The following is an 18,579-nucleotide window of genomic DNA, read 5'->3' on the forward strand; positions in this document are numbered from 1 at the left end:
GGATGCGTAAGTCAGTTATTGCGATCATCATCATCGTGCTGGTCGTGCTTTACACCTCGATTTTCGTTGTGAAAGAGGGTGAACGCGGGATCAAATTCCAGTTCAGCAGCGTCGTCCGTGACAGCGACAAGCGTCCGGTGATCTATGAGCCGGGCCTGCACTTCAAAGTGCCGTTCATTCAGTCGGTGAAAACGCTTGATGCCCGTATCCAGACCATGGATAACCAGGCTGACCGTTTCGTGACCAAAGAGAAGAAAGACCTGATCGTTGACTCTTACATCAAGTGGCGTATCAGTGATTTCAGCCGTTACTTCCTGGCGACAGGCGGCGGCGACGTTTCTCAGGCAGAAGTGCTGCTGAAACGTAAGTTCTCTGACCGTCTGCGTTCTGAGATTGGACGTCTGGATGTGAAAGATATCGTGACCGATTCCCGCGGTCGTCTGACGCTGGAAGTGCGTGATGCGCTGAACTCCGGTACCGCAGGCACCGAAGACGAAGTCTCAACACCGGCAGCGGATGATGCGATTGCTAAAGCGGCGGAACGCGTTCAGGCTGAAACCAACGGCAAAGTGCCGGTGATCAACCCGAACAGTATGGCGGCCCTGGGTATTGAAGTCGTTGACGTGCGTATTAAGCAGATCAACCTTCCTGTGGAAGTGTCCGAGGCGATCTACAACCGTATGCGCGCCGAGCGTGAAGCGGTCGCCCGTCGTCACCGTTCACAGGGTCAGGAAGAGGCTGAGAAGCTGCGCGCGGCAGCGGACTACGAAGTCACCAAGACACTGGCGGAATCTGAGCGTCAGGGACGTATTCTGCGCGGTGAAGGTGATGCAGAAGCCGCGAAGCTGTTTGCAGATGCCTTCAGCCAGGATCCGGACTTCTACGCCTTTATCCGTAGCCTGCGAGCTTACGAGAATAGCTTCCAGAGCAACCAGGATGTGATGGTCCTCAGCCCGGACAGCGATTTCTTCCGTTATATGAAGACGCCAACCAACGCGACGCGATAAACTCAGGCTCGTTTGAGTATTCAAACCACCGCTCTTCACGGAGCGGTGGTTTTCTTTTATAAGGAATAAAAATGAATTCAACCATTTGGCTGGCGCTGGCGCTGGTGTTAGTTCTGGAAGGTCTTGGCCCGATGCTTTATCCGAGCGCATGGCGTCGTATGATTGCGACGATGAGTCAGCTCCCTGATAATATTTTGCGTCGTTTTGGTGGCGGTCTTGTGGTTGCTGGCATCGTGATCTACTACATGTTGAAGAAAACGATTGGCTGATCAAAAAGTGGTCGGATTTGGCGTATTTTGAGGTCAAAAAGTGCTGTATATCTGAAAAAGCGATGGTAGAATCCATTTTTAAGCAAACGGTGATTTTGAAAAAAATGGGTAACAACGTCGTCGTACTGGGCACCCAATGGGGTGACGAAGGTAAAGGGAAGATTGTTGATCTTCTGACTGAACGGGCTAAATATGTTGTACGCTACCAGGGCGGTCACAACGCAGGCCATACTCTCGTAATCAACGGTGAAAAAACCGTCCTCCATCTTATTCCATCAGGCATTCTTCGTGATAACGTCACCAGCATCATCGGTAACGGCGTTGTGCTGTCTCCTGCTGCGCTGATGAAAGAGATGAAAGGTCTGGAAGACCGTGGTATCCCTGTTCGTGAGCGTCTGCTGCTCTCCGAAGCTTGCCCGCTGATCCTGGATTATCACGTGGCACTGGACGTTGCGCGTGAGAAAGCGCGTGGCGCGAAAGCGATCGGTACCACCGGCCGTGGTATCGGCCCGGCTTACGAAGACAAAGTAGCTCGTCGCGGTCTGCGCGTGGGCGACCTCTTCGACAAAGCAACCTTCGCTGAAAAACTGAAAGAAGTGATGGAATATCACAACTTCCAGCTGGTGAACTTCTACAAAGCTGACGCTGTTGACTACCAGAAAGTACTGGATGACGTCATGGCGATTGCTGACATTCTGACCGGTATGGTTGTTGATGTATCCGATCTGCTGGACCAGGCGCGCAAACGTGGCGATTTCGTCATGTTTGAAGGTGCGCAGGGTACGCTGCTGGACATCGACCACGGTACCTATCCGTATGTGACCTCTTCTAACACCACCGCAGGTGGCGTGGCGACCGGCTCTGGCCTGGGCCCGCGTTATGTGGATTACGTTCTGGGTATCATCAAAGCTTACTCCACTCGCGTGGGTGCAGGTCCATTCCCGACCGAACTGTTTGATGAAACCGGCGAGTTCCTGTGCAAGCAGGGTAACGAGTTTGGCGCGACCACCGGTCGTCGTCGTCGTACCGGCTGGCTGGATGCGGTTGCAGTGCGTCGCGCAGTGCAGATCAACTCCCTGTCTGGCTTCTGCCTGACCAAGCTGGACGTACTGGACGGCCTGAAAGAAGTGAAAATCTGCGTAGGCTACCGTATGCCAGATGGCCGCGAAGTGACCACCACTCCGCTGGCGGCTGACGACTGGGAAGGCATCGAGCCAATCTACGAAACCATGCCGGGCTGGTCTGAGACCACTTTCGGTGTGAAAGAGCGTAGCGGCCTGCCACAGGCGGCGCTGGATTACATCAAGCGTATTGAAGAACTGACCGAAGTGCCGATCGATATTATTTCTACCGGCCCGGATCGTACTGAAACGATGATCCTGCGCGACCCGTTCGACGCATAATCTTCGTGACTGCTGGCCTGCGGGGGTGACCCGTAGGCCGGATAAGCGTAGCGCCATCCGGCGACCACTCCTCGATCTCTGCTTTTTCGCCCCGTCAGTCAAATAAATTAGCCGCTAACTATCTGGCTGGTTTATCATCATTAATGAATATCTCAGCGGTTTGTCCGCGATTTCCCTTTTTCCTGAGGTTGATGTGCAGTTAACAAGTTTCACCGATTACGGCTTACGCGCGCTGATCTACATGGCGTCGTTACCCGATGGGAAAATGACCAGTATCTCTGAAGTGACAGAGGTCTACGGCGTGTCTCGTAATCATATGGTCAAAATAATCAATCAACTTAGTCGTGCCGGATATGTTGCTGCCGTTCGCGGGAAGAATGGGGGGATCCGTCTCGGTAAACCGGCGCAGAGTATTCGTGTTGGCGATGTGGTACGTGAGCTGGAGCCATTGTCTCTGGTGAACTGCAGCAGCGAGTTCTGCCACATTACGCCCGCCTGCCGTCTGAAAAAGGCGCTTTCTAAGGCCGTGCAAAGTTTTCTCAAGGAACTGGATAACTACACGCTGGCCGATTTGGTTGAAGAGAATCAACCGCTTTATAAATTATTGCTGGTGGAATGAAGAAAATTTCCACCGGAGCTGACAACGGAGGAACCGACATGTCACAAGATCCATTCCAGGAACGCGAAGCCGAAAAATACGCGAACCCTATTCCCAGCCGCGAGTTCATCATTGAACACTTAACAAAACGCGAAAAACCCGCCAATCGTGAAGAACTTGCCGTTCAATTAAATATTGAAGGTGAAGAGCAAATTGAAGCCCTTCGTCGTCGCCTGCGCGCCATGGAGCGTGACGGGCAACTGGTCTTTACTCGCCGTCAGTGCTATGCGCTACCAGAACGCCTTGATCTGCTGAAAGGAACCGTCATTGGTCACCGCGACGGCTATGGCTTCCTGCGCGTGGAAGGTCGTAAAGACGATCTGTACCTTTCATCTGAACAGATGAAAATGTGTATCCACGGTGACCAGATCCTGGCCCAGCCGCTGGGCGCTGACCGTAAAGGTCGCCGCGAAGCTCGCGTGGTGCGTGTGCTGGTGCCAAAAACCAGCCAGATTGTTGGCCGCTACTTTACCGATGCGGGCGTCGGCTTTGTGGTACCGGACGACAGCCGTCTGAGTTTTGATATCCTGATCCCACCTGAAGAGGTTATGGGCGCGCGCATGGGCTTTGTGGTGGTGGTTGAGCTCACCCAGCGTCCTACCCGTCGCACTAAAGCGGTCGGGAAAATCGTGGAAGTATTGGGCGATAACATGGGCACCGGCATGGCTGTTGATATGGCGCTGCGTACCCATGAGATCCCGTACATCTGGCCGAAAGCGGTTGAAGAACAAATTGAAGGCCTTCGTGAAGAAGTGCCTGAAGAGTCTAAAGCTGGCCGCGTGGACCTCCGCGATCTGCCACTGGTGACGATTGATGGCGAAGACGCCCGCGACTTCGATGATGCGGTGTACTGCGAGAAAAAACGCGGCGGCGGCTGGCGCCTGTGGGTTGCCATCGCGGATGTGAGCTACTATGTTCGCCCGCACACCCCGCTGGATAACGAAGCGCGCAACCGCGGTACCTCGGTTTACTTCCCGTCACAGGTTGTGCCGATGCTGCCGGAAGTGCTCTCTAACGGCCTGTGCTCCCTGAACCCGCAGGTTGATCGCCTCTGTATGGTTTGTGAGATGACCATCTCCACCAAAGGGCGCTTAACAGGTTACAAATTCTACGAAGCAGTCATGAGCTCACATGCGCGCCTGACCTATACCAAAGTCTGGCATATGCTGCAGGGCGACCAGGATCTGCGCGAACAATATGCGCCGCTGGTGAAGCACATTGAAGAGCTACATAACCTCTACAAAACGCTGGATCAGGCTCGTGAAGAGCGCGGCGGGATCTCCTTTGAGAGCGAGGAGGCGAAGTTTATCTTCAACGCGGAACGTCGCATTGAACGTATCGAACAGACCCAGCGTAACGACGCGCATAAGCTGATTGAAGAGTGTATGATCCTGGCGAACATCTCGGCGGCACGTTTTGTTGAGAAAGCCAAAGAACCTGCGCTGTTCCGTATTCACGATAAACCGTCGACGGAAGCCATCACCGCGTTCCGTTCAGTACTGGCTGAACTGGGTCTGGAGCTGCCTGGTGGTAACAAGCCAGACCCGCGTGATTATGCCGAGCTGCTGGAATCCATTGGCGACCGTCCGGATGCAGAAATGCTGCAGACCATGCTGCTGCGCTCCATGAAGCAGGCGATTTACGATCCGGAAAACCGTGGGCACTTCGGTCTGGCGTTGCAGTCCTACGCGCACTTTACGTCGCCAATTCGTCGTTACCCGGATCTTTCCCTGCACCGTGCAATCAAGTATTTGCTGGCGCAGGAGCAGGGCCATAAAGGGAACACGACTGAAACCGGAGGCTACCACTATTCAATGGAAGAGATGCTGCAACTGGGTCAGCATTGTTCCATGACCGAACGCCGCGCGGATGAAGCGACCCGTGAAGTCTCAGACTGGCTGAAGTGCGACTTTATGCTGGATCAGGTCGGTAACGTGTTCAAAGGTGTGATCGCCAGCGTGACCGGTTTTGGTTTCTTTGTTCGTCTCGATGAGCTGTTTATCGACGGTCTGGTGCATGTCTCCAGCCTGGATAACGACTACTACCGTTTTGACCAGGTCGGGCAGCGTCTCATTGGTGAATCCGGCGGTCAGACCTATCGTCTGGGCGATCGTGTGGAAGTGAAGGTCGAAGCGGTCAATATGGACGAGCGCAAGATCGACTTCAGCCTGATCTCCAGCGAGCGTGGCCCGCGTAATGTGGGTAAAACGGCGCGTGAGAAGGCGAAAAAGGGTGGCAACGGTAATACCAGCGGCAAACGTCGTCAGGCGGGTAAGAAAGTGAACTTCGAGCCAGATAGCGCCTTCCGCGGCGAGAAGAAAAAGAAACCGAAGGCAGCGAAGAAAGAAGCTCGCTCCGCGAAAAAGCCTTCCGCTAAGACCCAAAAAATTGCCGCCGCTACCAAAGCGAAGCGCGCGGCGAAGAAAAAGCAGGCGGAGTAATTCCGCCCCTTACCCTGACCCTCTCCCCATCGGGGAGAGGGAAAAGTATCGTCATAATGAGAACCATCAATGAGTGAAATGATTTACGGCATCCACGCGGTGCAAGCCCTGCTGGAGCGCGCACCGGAGCGTTTTCAGGAAGTGTTCATTCTGAAAGGGCGTGAAGACAAGCGTCTGATGCCGCTGATCCACGCCCTGGAGGCACAGGGTGTGGTGATCCAACTGGCAAACCGCCAGTTCCTGGATGAGAAAAGTGACGGCGCGGTTCACCAGGGGATCATTGCCCGCGTGAAGCCGGGTCGTCAGTATCAGGAAAACGATCTGCCGGATCTGATTGCCGAGCTGGATAACCCATTTTTCCTGATCCTCGATGGCGTTACCGATCCGCACAACCTCGGTGCATGTCTGCGTAGTGCTGATGCTGCCGGTGTACACGCGGTCATCGTGCCAAAAGATCGCTCTGCACAGCTGAACGCCACGGCCAAAAAAGTGGCCTGCGGCGCGGCAGAGAACGTTCCGTTGATCCGTGTTACCAACCTGGCGCGCACCATGCGTCTGCTGCAGGAAGAGAATATCTGGATTGTCGGTACCGCCGGTGAAGCCGATCATACCCTCTATCAGAGCAAAATGACTGGCCGTCTGGCGCTGGTGATGGGAGCCGAAGGTGAAGGGATGCGTCGTCTGACGCGCGAGCACTGCGATGAGCTAATCAGCATTCCGATGGCGGGCAGCGTGTCGTCTCTGAACGTTTCTGTTGCGACGGGCATCTGCCTGTTTGAAGCGGTGCGTCAGCGGGGCTAGCCTTTTGTGCCCGGTAAGCACAACGCCACCGGGCATTGACCTCACTCCTCTAACGACCGCAAATGGTCATCCTTCCTGAGCGTCATCAGCGCCGCAATGCTCACCACTGCTGTCGTCATGACGTAGTACGCTGGAATATCCAGATTGCCCGTCTCTTTAATCAGCCCGGTAATAATCAACCCTGCGCAGCCTGAAAAAATAGCGTTCGACAGGGAGTAAGCCAACCCAAGCCCGGTATAGCGCACACGCGTCGGGAACATCTCAGAGAGCATCGCCGGGCCAGGCCCTGCCAGCATTCCCACCAGACCACCTGCAATCAATACCACCAGCGCTTTCACTGCCAGCGTACTGGATTCGGCCTGCAGGATTTTCAGGAGTGGCAGGGCGAGGATCAGCAGCAGCGTGGTGGCGATAACCATCACCGTGCGACGCCCGATCCGGTCGCTCAGGATCCCAGAGGGAATGATGGTGAGTGCAAAACCAATATTCGAAATCACCGCTATTAATAACGCCTGGTTAAAGCCGGTGTGCAGCGCTGACTGCAGGTAGGTTGGCATAATCACCAGATAGGTATACCCCGCCGCTGACCAGACCATCACCCTGCCAATCCCCATTATGATAGCTCTGAGGGTCGCAGCGGTATCCGCCCGAGCGGTGACCGGTTTGTCCTGCTGCTGCACAAAGCTGGGTGTCTCTTCCATGCTTACCCGAAGCCATAGTGCGACGACGCCCATGGGCAGCGCCAGGAAGAACGGAATGCGCCAGCCCCAGTCATGCAAAGCTTCAGGGGTGAGGAGGGCGGAGAGTAGCGCGACAATGCCTGCGCCTGCCAGCAATCCCAGCGCCACGGTGAAGGATTGCCACGCGCCGTACAGGCCGCGCTTGCCGCGCGGGGCAAACTCCGTCATCAGCGAGACCGCACCGCCGTACTCGCCGCCCGCGAACAGCCCCTGCAGGATGCGAAGCAGTGTAATAATGAGCGGTGCGGCAATCCCGATGCTGGCGTAGACCGGCACCACGCCGATAGCGGCGGTAGCGAGCGTCATCAATACCAGCACAATGATTAGCGTTGGCTTACGGCCAATCCTGTCGCCAATGCGGCCAAACACCACCGCGCCCAGGGGACGGAAAAAGAAAGCGATGGCAAACGAGGCGTAGGTCAGGATCAGGCTGGTTAGCCCCGCTTCCCCCTCAAGCTGGAAGAAGTTTTTCGCAATAACGGTCGCCAGAAAACCGTAGACCGCAAACTCATACCACTCGATAAAGTTACCAATGGAGCCTGCAATTAATGCTCGCTTGTGCGCATCCGGTTGCATAACGATCCTCACTGAAGGGGGTAAGAATAAATTATTCAACAAAAGAGAAGTGATGAAATAGTTTATTCTTATGTTCTGTGAGCTATTTCACGAATGATATCAGCAGGATCGCCACTGTGTGACTTCACTCCCATGCAGCGTGTATGCGGTCTGTCCATACTTACCTTCATTGCCACCGAGCCACTGAAGGAGGGAGACAGCATGCACTGGCAGACCCATACCGTTTTTAATCAACCAGCCCCACTCTCAAACAGTAACCTTTTCCTCTCTGACTGCGCCCTGCGTGACGCAGTTTCCCGCGAGGGTGCCGAGTGGGATAGTGAGTTGCTCGCCAGCATCGGGCAGCAGTTAGGCACCGCTGAGTCACTGGAGCTGGGCAGGCTGGCGAACGTGAATCCACCTGAGCTATTACGCTATGATGCCACCGGGGAGCGGCTGGATGATGTCCGCTTTCATCCCGCATGGCACTTGCTGATGCAAGGACTCTGTGCCAACCGTGTACACAACCTGGCGTGGGAAGAGGAGGCGCGAAAGGGCTCTTTTGTCGCCAGAGCCGCACGGTTTGTTCTGCATGCGCAGGTCGAAGCCGGCACGCTTTGTCCCATAACCATGACTTTTGCTGCGACACCCTTGCTACAGCAGACGCTCCCCAAAATATTTCATGACTGGCTGACGCCGCTACTCAGCGATCGCTACGATCCTCATCTTGCTCCAGGATCGCAAAAGCGTGGTCTGCTGATCGGCATGGGGATGACGGAAAAGCAGGGCGGATCCGACGTTCTCAGCAACACCACCAAAGCAGAAAAATGCAGCGATGGTAGCTACCGGCTGGTGGGACACAAATGGTTTTTCTCGGTGCCTCAAAGCGATGCGCACCTGGTGCTGGCCCAGGCGAAAGGCGGACTCTCCTGCTTTTTTGTTCCCCGTTTTTTGCCTGACGGACAACGGAATGCCGTGCGTCTGGAGCGGCTGAAAGACAAGCTCGGTAACCGATCCAACGCCAGCAGCGAGGTGGAGTTTCTTGATGCCTCCGGCTGGCTGCTTGGGGAAGAGGGCGAAGGCGTGCGGCAGATCCTGAGAATGGGCGGGCTGACGCGTTTTGACTGCGCACTAGGCAGCCACGGGTTGATGCGCCGGGCGTTATCTGTGGCGCTTTACCACGCCCATCAGCGGCAGACGTTCGGGAAAAACCTTATCGATCAACCCTTGATGCGCGATGTGCTGAGCCGTATGGCCCTGGTGCTGGAGGGGCAAACTGCACTGTTATTTCGTCTGGCGCGGGCGTGGGATAAACGCGCGGATCCGCAAGAAGCCGCCTGGGCTCGGTTGTTCACCCCTGCGGCGAAATTTAGCGTGTGCAAAACCGGAATCCCCTTTGTGGCAGAAGCAATGGAAGTCCTCGGCGGTATGGGCTACTGCGAGGAGAGCGAACTACCACGACTCTACCGTGAGATGCCGGTAAACAGCATCTGGGAAGGATCGGGCAATATTATGTGCCTGGATGTGTTGCGCGTACTGACTAAGCAGCCCGGTGTCTTCGACCTGCTGACCGACGATTTTGCGCAGGTGAAAGGGCAGGACAGACACTTCGATCGTAGCTGGCGGCAACTACAGCAAAAACTGCGTAAACCTCAGGAGGCACAGGGGCGGGAGATCGCGCAGCAGCTTTTCTTACTGGGTGCCGGGAGCCAAATGCTGCAGCACGCATCGCCACCCGTGGCGCAGGCGTGGTGCCGCATGATGCTTGATACCCGCGGTGGGACGCTGATGAACGAGCAGGTGCAAAGTGACCTGCTGCTGCGTGCCACCGGCAGGGTTGGCTAGTTTTTCAGCTGGAACAAGCTCACCAGTTGGGTGAGATGCGAACCTTTCTCACGCAGCGTTTGTGCCGTTTGTTCGCTGCGTGAGACGCGATCGGCGTTGATGTGTGATGCTTCGCCAATATGGGTCATAGCAAGATTAACCTGACCGATTCCTGCGGATTGCTCGCGTGACGCGTGGTTAATCTCCATGACCAGCTGGCTGATGTTATCAATATGAAGAATGATGGAGTCCATCGCCAGACGCGTCTGTTCGGACAGCGCGTGTCCTTCACTGACTTTCCTGAGCGTATCGCCAATCAGCTGTTCAATCTCCTTCACTGCGTTAGCGCTACGTCCAGCCAGAGCGCGAACTTCCTGCGCGACCACCGCAAAACCTTTTCCGTGTTCACCAGCACGAGCCGCCTCTACTGCCGCATTGAGCGCCAGGATATTGGTCTGGAAAGCGATTGACTCAATCACGCGCGTGATGTCTTCGATGCGTTTTGACGCTTCCCGGATGTCATCCATGGTGGCAACCGCATGGGTTACCGTCTCGCCACCCTGATGTACCGCGAGCGAGGTTTCACTTACCAACTGCTGTGTTTGCTCCATATTGGCCGCGTTTTGCTGTACGGTTGCGGCCAGTTGCTCCATGCTGGCGGAGGTCTCTTCCACGCTGCTGGCCTGTTTGTTGATCTGCTCTGAAATCTCGCCGGTATCGGAGGCCAGGGCGTTTGTCCCCATATGGATTTCACCTGCCGCTTCGCGAACCTGCAGAACCATTTTTTGCAGTCCGCCACCGATACCATTGATGGCATCAACCAACTGACCAACCTCGTCCTGGCGCGTTACGGGAAGGCTGGAACGCAGATCGCCCGCAGCATACTGACGAGCCAGATGAATCACATTTCTCAGCGGTTGGGTAAGCATCCTACGAATAATCATCACAAAGAGGCCCGCGAAGAGTACAGACAACACCACACCAGCCAGCAGGAAACGGTCACGCAGAGTGGTCACGCTTGAGAGCAGTACGGATTTATCCACTTCGCCGACGATGGTCCAGTTCCAGCCTGGCAGCGGGGTATAGGCCATTTTCACCGTGCGGCCATCTTCAGTGATGCGTTCCAGTGTGCCGGGTTTGTCACTCAGCAGCTGCTGTTGTGTTGCACTGTCCCATTTCGGTAACTGACCCTCCTCGCTGGAATGGAACAGATACTGGCCGCGCGTTTTGCCGTTGCTGCGATCCAGCACAAAGAAGTGGCCGCTCTCACCCAGACGGCGGTTGAGGATTTTCTCGCGCATGACGTTCCAGGAGCGGGTGATGTCCACGCCGACAAAGACGATCGCAATGATCTGTCCTTCGGCGTTTTTAACGGGCTGGTACTGGGTGATGTAACGCTTGCCAAACAGCAGCGCCAGTCCACGGTAGACTTCGCCTTTGCTTACGGCAGCGAAGGCCGGGCTGGAGACATCCAGAACAGTACCCATTGCACGCTCGCCATTCTCTTTGCGCAGGGAAGTGGCCACGCGAACAAAGTCGTTACCGCTGCGTACAAACAGCGTCGAAATGGCTCCCGTACGATTCAGGAACTCGTCCGAAAGGGTGTTATTTTCATGCAGCCCGGTTTCTCCGCCTTTCAGAAGCGGAACGCTAAGCCCGTTTATCGTCTGGGGTTGGGAACGATCAATATTCAGAGGCTGCGGTAAAAAGGTGGAAAACAGGCGGGTATAACTCTCGACCTCTTCACTCAGGCTGGTGTTAAACATCTGCACCATATCGACCATGCCAGTGGACTGGTTATGCAGATCCTCGACCGCAAGCTCTTCAAGCTGCTGGCTGGCTTTTTGGCTGAGCAGAAAAGTGAAAAGCAAAAACAGTATGGCGACACTGACACCCGTAAGCAGTGACAGCTTCGTACCAAGTCCTGCACGGCGAAAAAAATTGATCATATATTGCTCATCATTGAAAAGGTATGGTTCTTCAACGGCAGAGCGGGGATGACGTTTATCCCTTTAATGTAACAAAATGTTATTTAATTGTTTTTGATATGTTTGTTGCAAGGTGAAAAATTTGCAAAAACGAAAAGCCACTAAAAATAAGTGGCTTTTATCGGGAAGGGTTAAACATAAAGAATGGCCTGTACGCGCCAATGATCAACATGGTTATCTTCCTGCATCTGGATGATTCGATACCAGGAAGCGCCCTGCTCATCGGCTTTCAATGCAACTACACGTTCAACGTCTTGCGGGCTCCCTGAAATATTATTCACGGAGATCTGGCCTATTTCATTCAGACCCGTTACACAATCAGCACTGGCGAATTCTGCTGACTGTGCGGTTGTGCTCACAAGGCCAGCTGAGAGCAACAGAGAGGTCAAAGCAAGAGTTCGTTTCATCGTCAGCTCCATTTCACATATTTCCGGTATCCGCCGGGCAATCCTTCGCAAATAAACTCACTTCCATTGTCGCGGGCATGGAGTTTATTGTGGACAGGAAAATGTCTATGGACGCAAAGCAGTGTAAATGTCGTTCAAAGGAAGACCATTACTTATGGTACAAAATTGCCTGTGAGTACCACTGTCCCGTTATGATGGTTTCATCGATCATAATGATGACGTAATAATCTGCTTTGGCGGCGACGGCTTGTGCTTTTATTGCCTCTTCAGCGTCATCCGGAGAGCCGCGAACCAGCGCGGAGACCGTGCCCATTCGCTGTAATCCTTCCGTCTGATTACGACGAATCTCCTGTGGATGATCGGCGACCGGCGGAGCGGGCTGCGGCGTTCCCTGCAGTGCGTTACAGCCACTGAGCAGAGACACCAGCAATAAAGCAGCAAACCTGCGCATAACCATATCTCGTTTCCTGATAGCCATAGTGTAGTTGTCTGTGAATTTAGTTTTGGGGGAATGTTCCCGAAGTGTTATCTGGGACGTATATTTCGAATGAAAATGACGTGAAAGCGTAACCCAGTTCTCAACATTATGAATCATACATTCGGACAGGGTCGACAATGATTGAAATTGAAATACGCCATCTCGGCGACCATGAAATTTTACACGCGATACCAGCGGGAAAACGTGATGTGCCGCTGCCTGTTATCGTTTTTTATCATGGATTTACGTCTTCGAAGCTGGTTTACAGTTATTTTGCGGTGGCGCTGGCTCAGGCCGGCTTTCGAGTGGTAATGCCGGATGCACCTGACCACGGCGCACGCTTTACGGGGAATGAACAGGCTCGGCTTGGACGGTTCTGGCACATTCTGCACGGCAGTCTGACCGAGTTTGCCGGGTTGCGTGATGCGCTCTATGAGGCAGGGCTGGTGGCTGATGATCGTCTGGCCGTGGCCGGGGCGTCAATGGGGGGCATGACGGCGCTGGGGATTATGACGCATCACCCAGAGGTGAAATCCGTCGCCTGCCTGATGGGCTCGGGCTATTTTACCTCACTGGCGAAGACGCTTTTTCCCCCTCAGGATTTAACGGAAATGACCGCGACGCTGGCAGAGTGGGAAGTGACCCGGGCATTGCCGCGTCTGGCCGATCGCCCGCTGCTGTTGTGGCACGGTGACGCGGATGACGTGGTCCCACCCGATGGAACCTTCCGTCTTCAACAGTCGTTGCAGCGCGAGGGACTGGATAGCAACCTGACCTGCCTGTGGGAAGCGGGCGTCCGCCACCGCATCACGCCCACGGCACTGGACGCCACGGTGGCATTCTTCCGCCAGCATTTTTAAACGCGCAGCACTTTTACGCCCTGATCTTCCAGCTTCTGGAGGATCTCTGGGTTGGCCCCTTTGCCGGTGATCACCATGTCGATCTGTTCGGCGCGGCTGAATAACATCCCTGCGCGCTCGCCCACTTTGCTGCTGTCGACCAGCACAACGAGCTTGCCCACAACGTTAAGCATGTTTTGCTCCGCCATCGCGGTCAGCATATCGGTTTTATACAGGCCATCTGCCGTCAGGCCTTTGCCGCTGGTAAACATCCAGTGCCCGGCATAGAGACTGTTTTCGCTGTCCTGAGGGCTAAGGGTGATGGACTGGCTTTTGTTGTACTGCCCGCCCATGATCACCACGCTCTCATGCTCCTGGTCGATGAGATAGTTGGCGAGCGGTAAGTAGTTGGTGATGATTTGTACCGGTTTTCCGCACATCTCCCGGCCCAGAAGAAACGCCGTGGAGCCGCAGTTGATGACTACGCTCTCGCCGGGATTCACCAGCTGCGATGCGGCTCTGGCAATACGCACTTTTTCATCATGATTTTGTGCCTGATGAATGTTCATTGGCGTCCAGCGCGGGCGTTGTTGGCTGATCGCTTCTGCGCCGTTGCGGACTTTTTTCAGTTTCCCGCTCTCATCCAGCTTGTTGATATCCCGCCGTGCTGTCGCCGGGGAAATCCCTAAATGCTCGATGACTTTCTCGACGGTGATGAAACCTGTTTGCGCCAGGAGTTCCAGGAGAATTTGATGCCGTTGCGCTTCCGTCATGAGCTATTCCGATAAGAATTGATTTGAAAAGATGATATTTGAAATAGCATGAAATTACTAAAATAATTATGGAATCGCCAGACAGAAGTCTGGCGATTTGGCTTCACAATCAGAGGAAGGACTTGAACGGCAGGTCGGGTTCGATGGTGAAGCAATCATCAAAGCCACGCGGGTAGTGATACTCGAGGTTGTCTTTGTCCAGTGGCCAGGTGAACTTGCCTCCAACCTGCCAGATGAATGGCTTGAAGCCATATTTCAGACGATCTTTTTTCATCTCCCACAGTACGCGGATTTCCTGTGGGTCGGCCTGGAAATTGGACCAGATATCATGGTGGAACGGGATCACCACTTTGGTGTTCAATGCTTCCGCCATGCGCAGCATATCAGCGCTGGTCATCTTGTCAGTGATGCCTCGTGGGTTCTCGCCGTAGGAGCCCAGCGCCACGTCAATCTGATGTTCATTACCGTGCTTCGCATAGTAGTTGGAGTAGTGAGAGTCACCGCTGTGGTACAGAGAGCCGCCAGGGGTTTTAAACAGATAGTTAACCGCGCGCTCGTCCATGCCATCTGGTAGTACCCCAGCGGCTTTCTGATCGGCAGGCAGAGTAATCAATGCGGTACGGTCAAAGGCATCAAGCGCGTGGATTTCAATGTCTTTAATTTTCACCACATCGCCCGGCTTCATGACAATGCAGCGCTCTTTCGGTACACCCCAGCCAATCCAGAGATCCACGCAGGTCTGCGGTCCGATAAACGGGACGTCATCGGCACAGTTTTGCATGACCGCTGCCGCTACATTTACGTCGATATGGTCGTTGTGATCGTGCGTTGAGAGAACAGCATCGATCTGCCGAATAGCAAATGGATCAAGCACAAAAGGTGTCGTACGCAGGTTTGGCTGCAGTTTTTCCACACCCGCCATACGCTGCATCTGATGGCCTTTTTTCATCAACGGGTTGCCGTGGCTCTGTTTGCCCGTACCGCACCAGAAATCGACGCAAATGTTCGCACCACCCTCTGATTTCAACCAGATACCGGTACAACCCAGCCACCACATTGCAAAGGTACCGGGAGCAACCCGTTCCTGCTCGATCTCTTCGTTCAGCCAGCTACCCCATTCCGGAAAGGTGCTCAGAATCCATGATTCGCGGGTGATGGTGTTTACTTTACTCATCGTTTGACTCCTGGTTTTAATCAAAAGTAATCACAATGTGATTTGTTGTGATTAATGCTGGCACCATTTGACGTACTTTGCAACGGTAAAAATGAGGAATTTTATCTGTTCGACTTCACGGATTATCCGCTTTTACCTTGTTAGACTATCTCTTATTAATGATTAATTTCATGAATTATAAAGATTAAATTATTTATCTCAGAGGGCGGTGAAAATCATTACTCACAGCATGGAAATAATTTGCGTGATACGTCACAAATAATCAAATTCAATCTTGTGGTGATTATTTGTGATTACTAGAGTGATGGCACCAACCACACAGGGATTGCCCCTCGTGTTCTCATTTCTGGAGAGAGTTATGGAGATCCTCTACAACGTCTTTACCGTGTTCTTTAATCAGGTAATGACTAACGCCCCGCTGCTGCTGGGTATCGTGACGTGCCTGGGCTATATCCTGCTGCGCAAGAGCGTCAGCGTTATTATTAAAGGCACGATTAAGACCATCATTGGTTTCATGCTGTTGCAGGCAGGGTCAGGCATTCTGACCAGCACGTTTAAGCCTGTCGTGGCCAAAATGTCGGAAGTGTATGGCATCAATGGTGCGATCTCTGACACATATGCATCAATGATGGCCACTATCGATCGCATGGGGGATGCCTATAGTTGGGTCGGTTATGCGGTGCTGCTCGCGCTGGCGCTGAACATTATTTATGTTCTTCTGCGCCGCATTACAGGCATTCGCACCATCATGCTGACGGGACACATCATGTTCCAGCAGGCGGGGCTCATTGCGGTTTCTCTCTATATTTTCGGCTACCCAATGTGGACCACGATTATCTGCACCGCAGTGCTGGTATCGCTCTACTGGGGTATCACCTCCAACATGATGTACAAGCCAACACAGGAAGTGACTGATGGTTGCGGTTTTTCAATCGGCCATCAGCAGCAGTTTGCCTCCTGGATTGCTTACAAAGTTGCACCGTACCTGGGTAAAAAAGAAGAGAGCGTTGAAGACCTCAAGCTGCCTGGCTGGCTGAATATCTTCCACGACAACATCGTTTCTACGGCGATTGTGATGACCCTTTTCTTCGGCGCCATTCTGCTCTCCTTCGGCATTGATGTAGTGCAGGCGATGGCAGGGAAAACCCACTGGACGGTCTATATCCTGCAGACCGGCTTCTCCTTCGCAGTGGCAATTTTCATCATCACTCAGGGCGTGCGTATGTTCGTTGCCGAGCTGTCTGAAGCCTTCAACGGGATTTCCCAGCGCCTGATTCCTGGCGCAGTACTGGCGATTGACTGTGCGGCTATCTACAGCTTCGCACCGAACGCGGTGGTCTGGGGCTTTATGTGGGGCACTATCGGCCAGCTGATTGCTGTGGGCATCCTGGTAGGCTGCGGCTCCTCAATCCTGATTATCCCTGGTTTTATCCCGATGTTCTTCTCCAACGCCACCATCGGCGTCTTTGCAAACCACTTTGGCGGCTGGCGCGCGGCGCTCAAGATCTGCCTGGTGATGGGCATGGTGGAAATTTTCGGTTGTGTGTGGGCGGTCAAGCTCACCGGCATGAGCGCCTGGATGGGCATGGCGGACTGGTCAATTCTGGCGCCACCAATGATGCAGGGCTTTGCATCCGTCGGACTGGTCTTTATGGCCGTCATCATTCTGATTGCTCTGGCTTATATGTTCTTCGCGGGCCGCGCTCTGCGCGCTGAAGAAGATGCGGAAAAACAAACAGCAGAAGTGTCTGCTCATTAAGGAGTTTCGATTATGACCGTACGTATCCTGGCTGTGTGTGGCAATGGGCAAGGTAGCTCCATGATCATGAAGATGAAAGTGGACCAGTTTTTAACCCAGTCAAACATCGATCACACGGTGAACAGCTGTGCAGTGGGTGAATACAAAAGTGAGCTGAACGGCGCGGACATCATCATCGCCTCTACCCACATCGCCGGCGAAATTAGTGTGTCAGGCAATAAATATGTCGTGGGTGTACGCAACATGCTTTCACCTGCGGATTTCGGACCAAAGCTGTTGGAAGTGATCAAAGAACATTTCCCACAAGACGTGAAGTAAGGACGCCACATGAAACTACGTGATTCTCTGGCAGAGAATAATTCCATTCTTTTACAGGCTGAGGCCAGCACCTGGCAGGAAGCGGTGAAGCTGAGCGTGGATTTACTGGTTAAAGCTGATGTTGTCGAGCCACGTTATTACCAGGCCATTCTGGATGGCGTTGCTCAGCACGGCCCTTACTTTGTCATTGCACCGGGCCTGGCCATGCCGCATGGCCGGCCGGAAGAGGGGGTGAAGAAAACCGGCTTTGCCCTGGTGACGCTGAAAACGCCGTTGGTGTTTAACCATGAAGATAACGACCCGGTAGACATTCTTATCACCATGGCCGCTGTTGATGCCAATACCCACCAGGAGGTGGGCATCATGCAGATCGTGAATCTGTTTGATGACGAGGCCAATTTCGACCGTTTACGTGCCTGCCGCACCGAGCAGGAAGTGCTGGATTTGATTGATATCGCCACCGCGGCGGCAGTTTAAGAGGAATTGAACATGTCATTACCAATGTTGCAGGTTGCGCTGGATAACCAAACGCTGTCCCACGCTTACGAAACGACCCGTCTGATTGCAGAAGAAGTGGACATCATCGAAGTTGGAACCATTTTGTGCGTGGGCGAAGGTGTCCGTGCTGTTCGCGACCTGAAGGCGCTCTATCCGCACAAAATCGTGCTGGCGGATGCCAAGATTGCGGACGCAGGCAAAATTCTCTCTCGTATGTGTTTTGAAGCCAACGCCGACTGGGTCACCGTGATCTGCTGTGCGGATATCAACACCGCCAAAGGCGCGCTGGACGTGGCAAAAGAGTTTAACGGCGACGTGCAGATTGAATTGACCGGCTTCTGGACCTGGGAGCAGGCGCAGGAGTGGCGCGACGCGGGCATTCAGCAGGTGGTTTACCACCGTAGCCGTGATGCACAGGCTGCAGGCGTGGCGTGGGGTGACGCAGATATCAGTGCGATTAAACGTCTGGCTGATATGGGCTTTAAAGTGACCGTTACGGGCGGCCTGGCGCTGGAAGATCTGCCGTTATTCAAGGGTATTCCAATTCACGTCTTCATTGCGGGTCGTAGCATCCGCGATGCTGCCTCCCCGGTAGAAGCGGCGCGTCAGTTCAAACGCTCCATCGCTCAGCTTTGGGGCTAAGGAGC

Annotated in this window: 18 protein-coding genes; 12 read left to right on the forward strand and 6 right to left on the reverse strand. The window is 53.9% G+C overall.

The features are described from left to right. Positions 1–2: 2 nt before the first annotated feature. From hflC to rlmB, 6 genes are all read left to right on the forward strand, one after another. On the forward strand, positions 3–1,007 hold the full coding sequence (hflC, locus tag LCD46_02195) for a protease modulator HflC (protein ID UOY71174.1): 1,005 nt from the start codon (positions 3–5) through the stop codon (positions 1,005–1,007). A 71-nt stretch (positions 1,008–1,078) separates the two neighbouring features. Next, positions 1,079–1,276: a DUF2065 domain-containing protein gene (locus LCD46_02200; protein UOY71175.1), complete on the forward strand. Its 198-nt coding sequence runs from the start codon at positions 1,079–1,081 to the stop codon at positions 1,274–1,276. 104 nt (positions 1,277–1,380) lie between these two features. Then, the gene (locus LCD46_02205) at positions 1,381–2,679 is read left to right on the forward strand and encodes an adenylosuccinate synthase (protein UOY72872.1); all 1,299 of its coding nucleotides are present in this window, start codon (positions 1,381–1,383) and stop codon (positions 2,677–2,679) included. A 193-nt stretch (positions 2,680–2,872) separates the two neighbouring features. After that, positions 2,873–3,298 carry a nitric oxide-sensing transcriptional repressor NsrR gene (gene nsrR, locus LCD46_02210; protein UOY71176.1) on the forward strand — a complete coding sequence of 142 codons (426 nt, stop codon included), beginning with the start codon at positions 2,873–2,875 and terminating at the stop codon, positions 3,296–3,298. Positions 3,299–3,336: 38 nt separating this feature from the next. Further along, positions 3,337–5,778, forward strand: coding sequence for a ribonuclease R (gene rnr, locus LCD46_02215; GenBank protein UOY71177.1), 2,442 nt, complete (start codon positions 3,337–3,339; stop codon positions 5,776–5,778). Between the two features lie 69 nt (positions 5,779–5,847). Further along, a complete protein-coding gene (gene rlmB, locus LCD46_02220) occupies positions 5,848–6,579 on the forward strand; it encodes a 23S rRNA (guanosine(2251)-2'-O)-methyltransferase RlmB (protein UOY71178.1) in 732 nt (243 codons plus the stop codon). A gap of 41 nt (positions 6,580–6,620) precedes the next feature. Here rlmB and LCD46_02225 read toward each other — a convergent pair whose 3' ends face one another. Continuing rightward, complete coding sequence (locus LCD46_02225) at positions 6,621–7,895, reverse strand: MFS transporter (GenBank protein ID UOY71179.1); 1,275 nt, start codon at positions 7,893–7,895, stop codon at positions 6,621–6,623. A gap of 201 nt (positions 7,896–8,096) precedes the next feature. On the opposite strand from LCD46_02225, the gene LCD46_02230 reads away from it, so the two are divergent. Next, positions 8,097–9,719, forward strand: coding sequence for an isovaleryl-CoA dehydrogenase (locus tag LCD46_02230; protein ID UOY71180.1), 1,623 nt, complete (start codon positions 8,097–8,099; stop codon positions 9,717–9,719). On the opposite strand, the gene LCD46_02235 is transcribed toward LCD46_02230, so the two are convergent. The 3 genes from LCD46_02235 to bsmA all read right to left on the reverse strand — a co-directional run bounded on the left by LCD46_02235 (position 9,716) and on the right by bsmA (position 12,571). After that, complete coding sequence (locus tag LCD46_02235; protein UOY71181.1) at positions 9,716–11,647, reverse strand: Cache 3/Cache 2 fusion domain-containing protein; 1,932 nt, start codon at positions 11,645–11,647, stop codon at positions 9,716–9,718. The two genes, LCD46_02230 and LCD46_02235, sit on opposite strands and share 4 nt — an antisense overlap. A gap of 170 nt (positions 11,648–11,817) precedes the next feature. Then, a complete protein-coding gene (gene yjfN / locus LCD46_02240; protein UOY71182.1) occupies positions 11,818–12,093 on the reverse strand; it encodes a DUF1471 family protease activator YjfN in 276 nt (91 codons plus the stop codon). A gap of 148 nt (positions 12,094–12,241) precedes the next feature. After that, positions 12,242–12,571, reverse strand: a complete 330-nt coding sequence (gene bsmA, locus LCD46_02245; protein ID UOY71183.1) for a biofilm peroxide resistance protein BsmA — start codon at positions 12,569–12,571, stop codon at positions 12,242–12,244. A 137-nt stretch (positions 12,572–12,708) separates the two neighbouring features. Between bsmA and yjfP the strand changes: the two genes are divergently transcribed. Further along, positions 12,709–13,431: an esterase gene (gene yjfP / locus LCD46_02250; protein UOY71184.1), complete on the forward strand. Its 723-nt coding sequence runs from the start codon at positions 12,709–12,711 to the stop codon at positions 13,429–13,431. On the opposite strand, the gene ulaR is transcribed toward yjfP, so the two are convergent. Next, on the reverse strand, positions 13,428–14,183 hold the full coding sequence (ulaR, locus tag LCD46_02255; GenBank protein UOY71185.1) for an HTH-type transcriptional regulator UlaR: 756 nt from the start codon (positions 14,181–14,183) through the stop codon (positions 13,428–13,430). The two genes, yjfP and ulaR, sit on opposite strands and share 4 nt — an antisense overlap. Before the next feature lie 109 nt (positions 14,184–14,292). Next, positions 14,293–15,357: an L-ascorbate 6-phosphate lactonase gene (ulaG, locus tag LCD46_02260; protein ID UOY71186.1), complete on the reverse strand. Its 1,065-nt coding sequence runs from the start codon at positions 15,355–15,357 to the stop codon at positions 14,293–14,295. 358 nt (positions 15,358–15,715) lie between these two features. Between ulaG and ulaA the strand changes: the two genes are divergently transcribed. From ulaA to ulaD, 4 genes are read left to right on the forward strand one after another with little or no spacing between them, the layout of a single operon-like run. Further along, positions 15,716–17,116 carry a PTS ascorbate transporter subunit IIC gene (gene ulaA, locus LCD46_02265; GenBank protein ID UOY71187.1) on the forward strand — a complete coding sequence of 467 codons (1,401 nt, stop codon included), beginning with the start codon at positions 15,716–15,718 and terminating at the stop codon, positions 17,114–17,116. Between the two features lie 12 nt (positions 17,117–17,128). Next, on the forward strand, positions 17,129–17,434 hold the full coding sequence (ulaB, locus tag LCD46_02270; protein ID UOY71188.1) for a PTS ascorbate transporter subunit IIB: 306 nt from the start codon (positions 17,129–17,131) through the stop codon (positions 17,432–17,434). Positions 17,435–17,443: 9 nt separating this feature from the next. Further along, entirely contained in the window at positions 17,444–17,911 is a 468-nt protein-coding gene (ulaC, locus tag LCD46_02275; GenBank protein UOY71189.1) for a PTS ascorbate transporter subunit IIA, read from the forward strand. Between the two features lie 12 nt (positions 17,912–17,923). Next, a complete protein-coding gene (gene ulaD / locus LCD46_02280; protein UOY71190.1) occupies positions 17,924–18,574 on the forward strand; it encodes a 3-keto-L-gulonate-6-phosphate decarboxylase UlaD in 651 nt (216 codons plus the stop codon). The last annotated feature ends 5 nt before the right edge of the window (positions 18,575–18,579 follow it).

Origin of the sequence: Enterobacter ludwigii (assembly GCA_023023105.1) — a bacterium.
Taxonomy (GTDB): domain Bacteria; phylum Pseudomonadota; class Gammaproteobacteria; order Enterobacterales; family Enterobacteriaceae; genus Enterobacter; species Enterobacter adelaidei.

Excerpts from the sequence above, each read along its gene's own strand:
- ulaA (UOY71187.1), top strand. The coding sequence starts at position 15,716 with ATGGAGATCCTCTACAACGTCTTTACCGTGTTCTTTAATCAGGTAATG.
- LCD46_02235 (UOY71181.1), bottom strand. The coding sequence starts at position 11,647 with ATGATCAATTTTTTTCGCCGTGCAGGACTTGGTACGAAGCTGTCACTG.
- hflC (UOY71174.1), top strand. The coding sequence starts at position 3 with ATGCGTAAGTCAGTTATTGCGATCATCATCATCGTGCTGGTCGTGCTT.
- yjfP (UOY71184.1), top strand. The coding sequence starts at position 12,709 with ATGATTGAAATTGAAATACGCCATCTCGGCGACCATGAAATTTTACAC.
- ulaD (UOY71190.1), top strand. The coding sequence starts at position 17,924 with ATGTCATTACCAATGTTGCAGGTTGCGCTGGATAACCAAACGCTGTCC.
- yjfN (UOY71182.1), bottom strand. The coding sequence starts at position 12,093 with ATGAAACGAACTCTTGCTTTGACCTCTCTGTTGCTCTCAGCTGGCCTT.
- LCD46_02200 (UOY71175.1), top strand. The coding sequence starts at position 1,079 with ATGAATTCAACCATTTGGCTGGCGCTGGCGCTGGTGTTAGTTCTGGAA.
- LCD46_02205 (UOY72872.1), top strand. The coding sequence starts at position 1,381 with ATGGGTAACAACGTCGTCGTACTGGGCACCCAATGGGGTGACGAAGGT.
- LCD46_02230 (UOY71180.1), top strand. The coding sequence starts at position 8,097 with ATGCACTGGCAGACCCATACCGTTTTTAATCAACCAGCCCCACTCTCA.
- rlmB (UOY71178.1), top strand. The coding sequence starts at position 5,848 with ATGAGTGAAATGATTTACGGCATCCACGCGGTGCAAGCCCTGCTGGAG.
- LCD46_02225 (UOY71179.1), bottom strand. The coding sequence starts at position 7,895 with ATGCAACCGGATGCGCACAAGCGAGCATTAATTGCAGGCTCCATTGGT.
- bsmA (UOY71183.1), bottom strand. The coding sequence starts at position 12,571 with ATGGCTATCAGGAAACGAGATATGGTTATGCGCAGGTTTGCTGCTTTA.
- ulaR (UOY71185.1), bottom strand. The coding sequence starts at position 14,183 with ATGACGGAAGCGCAACGGCATCAAATTCTCCTGGAACTCCTGGCGCAA.
- ulaB (UOY71188.1), top strand. The coding sequence starts at position 17,129 with ATGACCGTACGTATCCTGGCTGTGTGTGGCAATGGGCAAGGTAGCTCC.
- ulaC (UOY71189.1), top strand. The coding sequence starts at position 17,444 with ATGAAACTACGTGATTCTCTGGCAGAGAATAATTCCATTCTTTTACAG.
- ulaG (UOY71186.1), bottom strand. The coding sequence starts at position 15,357 with ATGAGTAAAGTAAACACCATCACCCGCGAATCATGGATTCTGAGCACC.
- rnr (UOY71177.1), top strand. The coding sequence starts at position 3,337 with ATGTCACAAGATCCATTCCAGGAACGCGAAGCCGAAAAATACGCGAAC.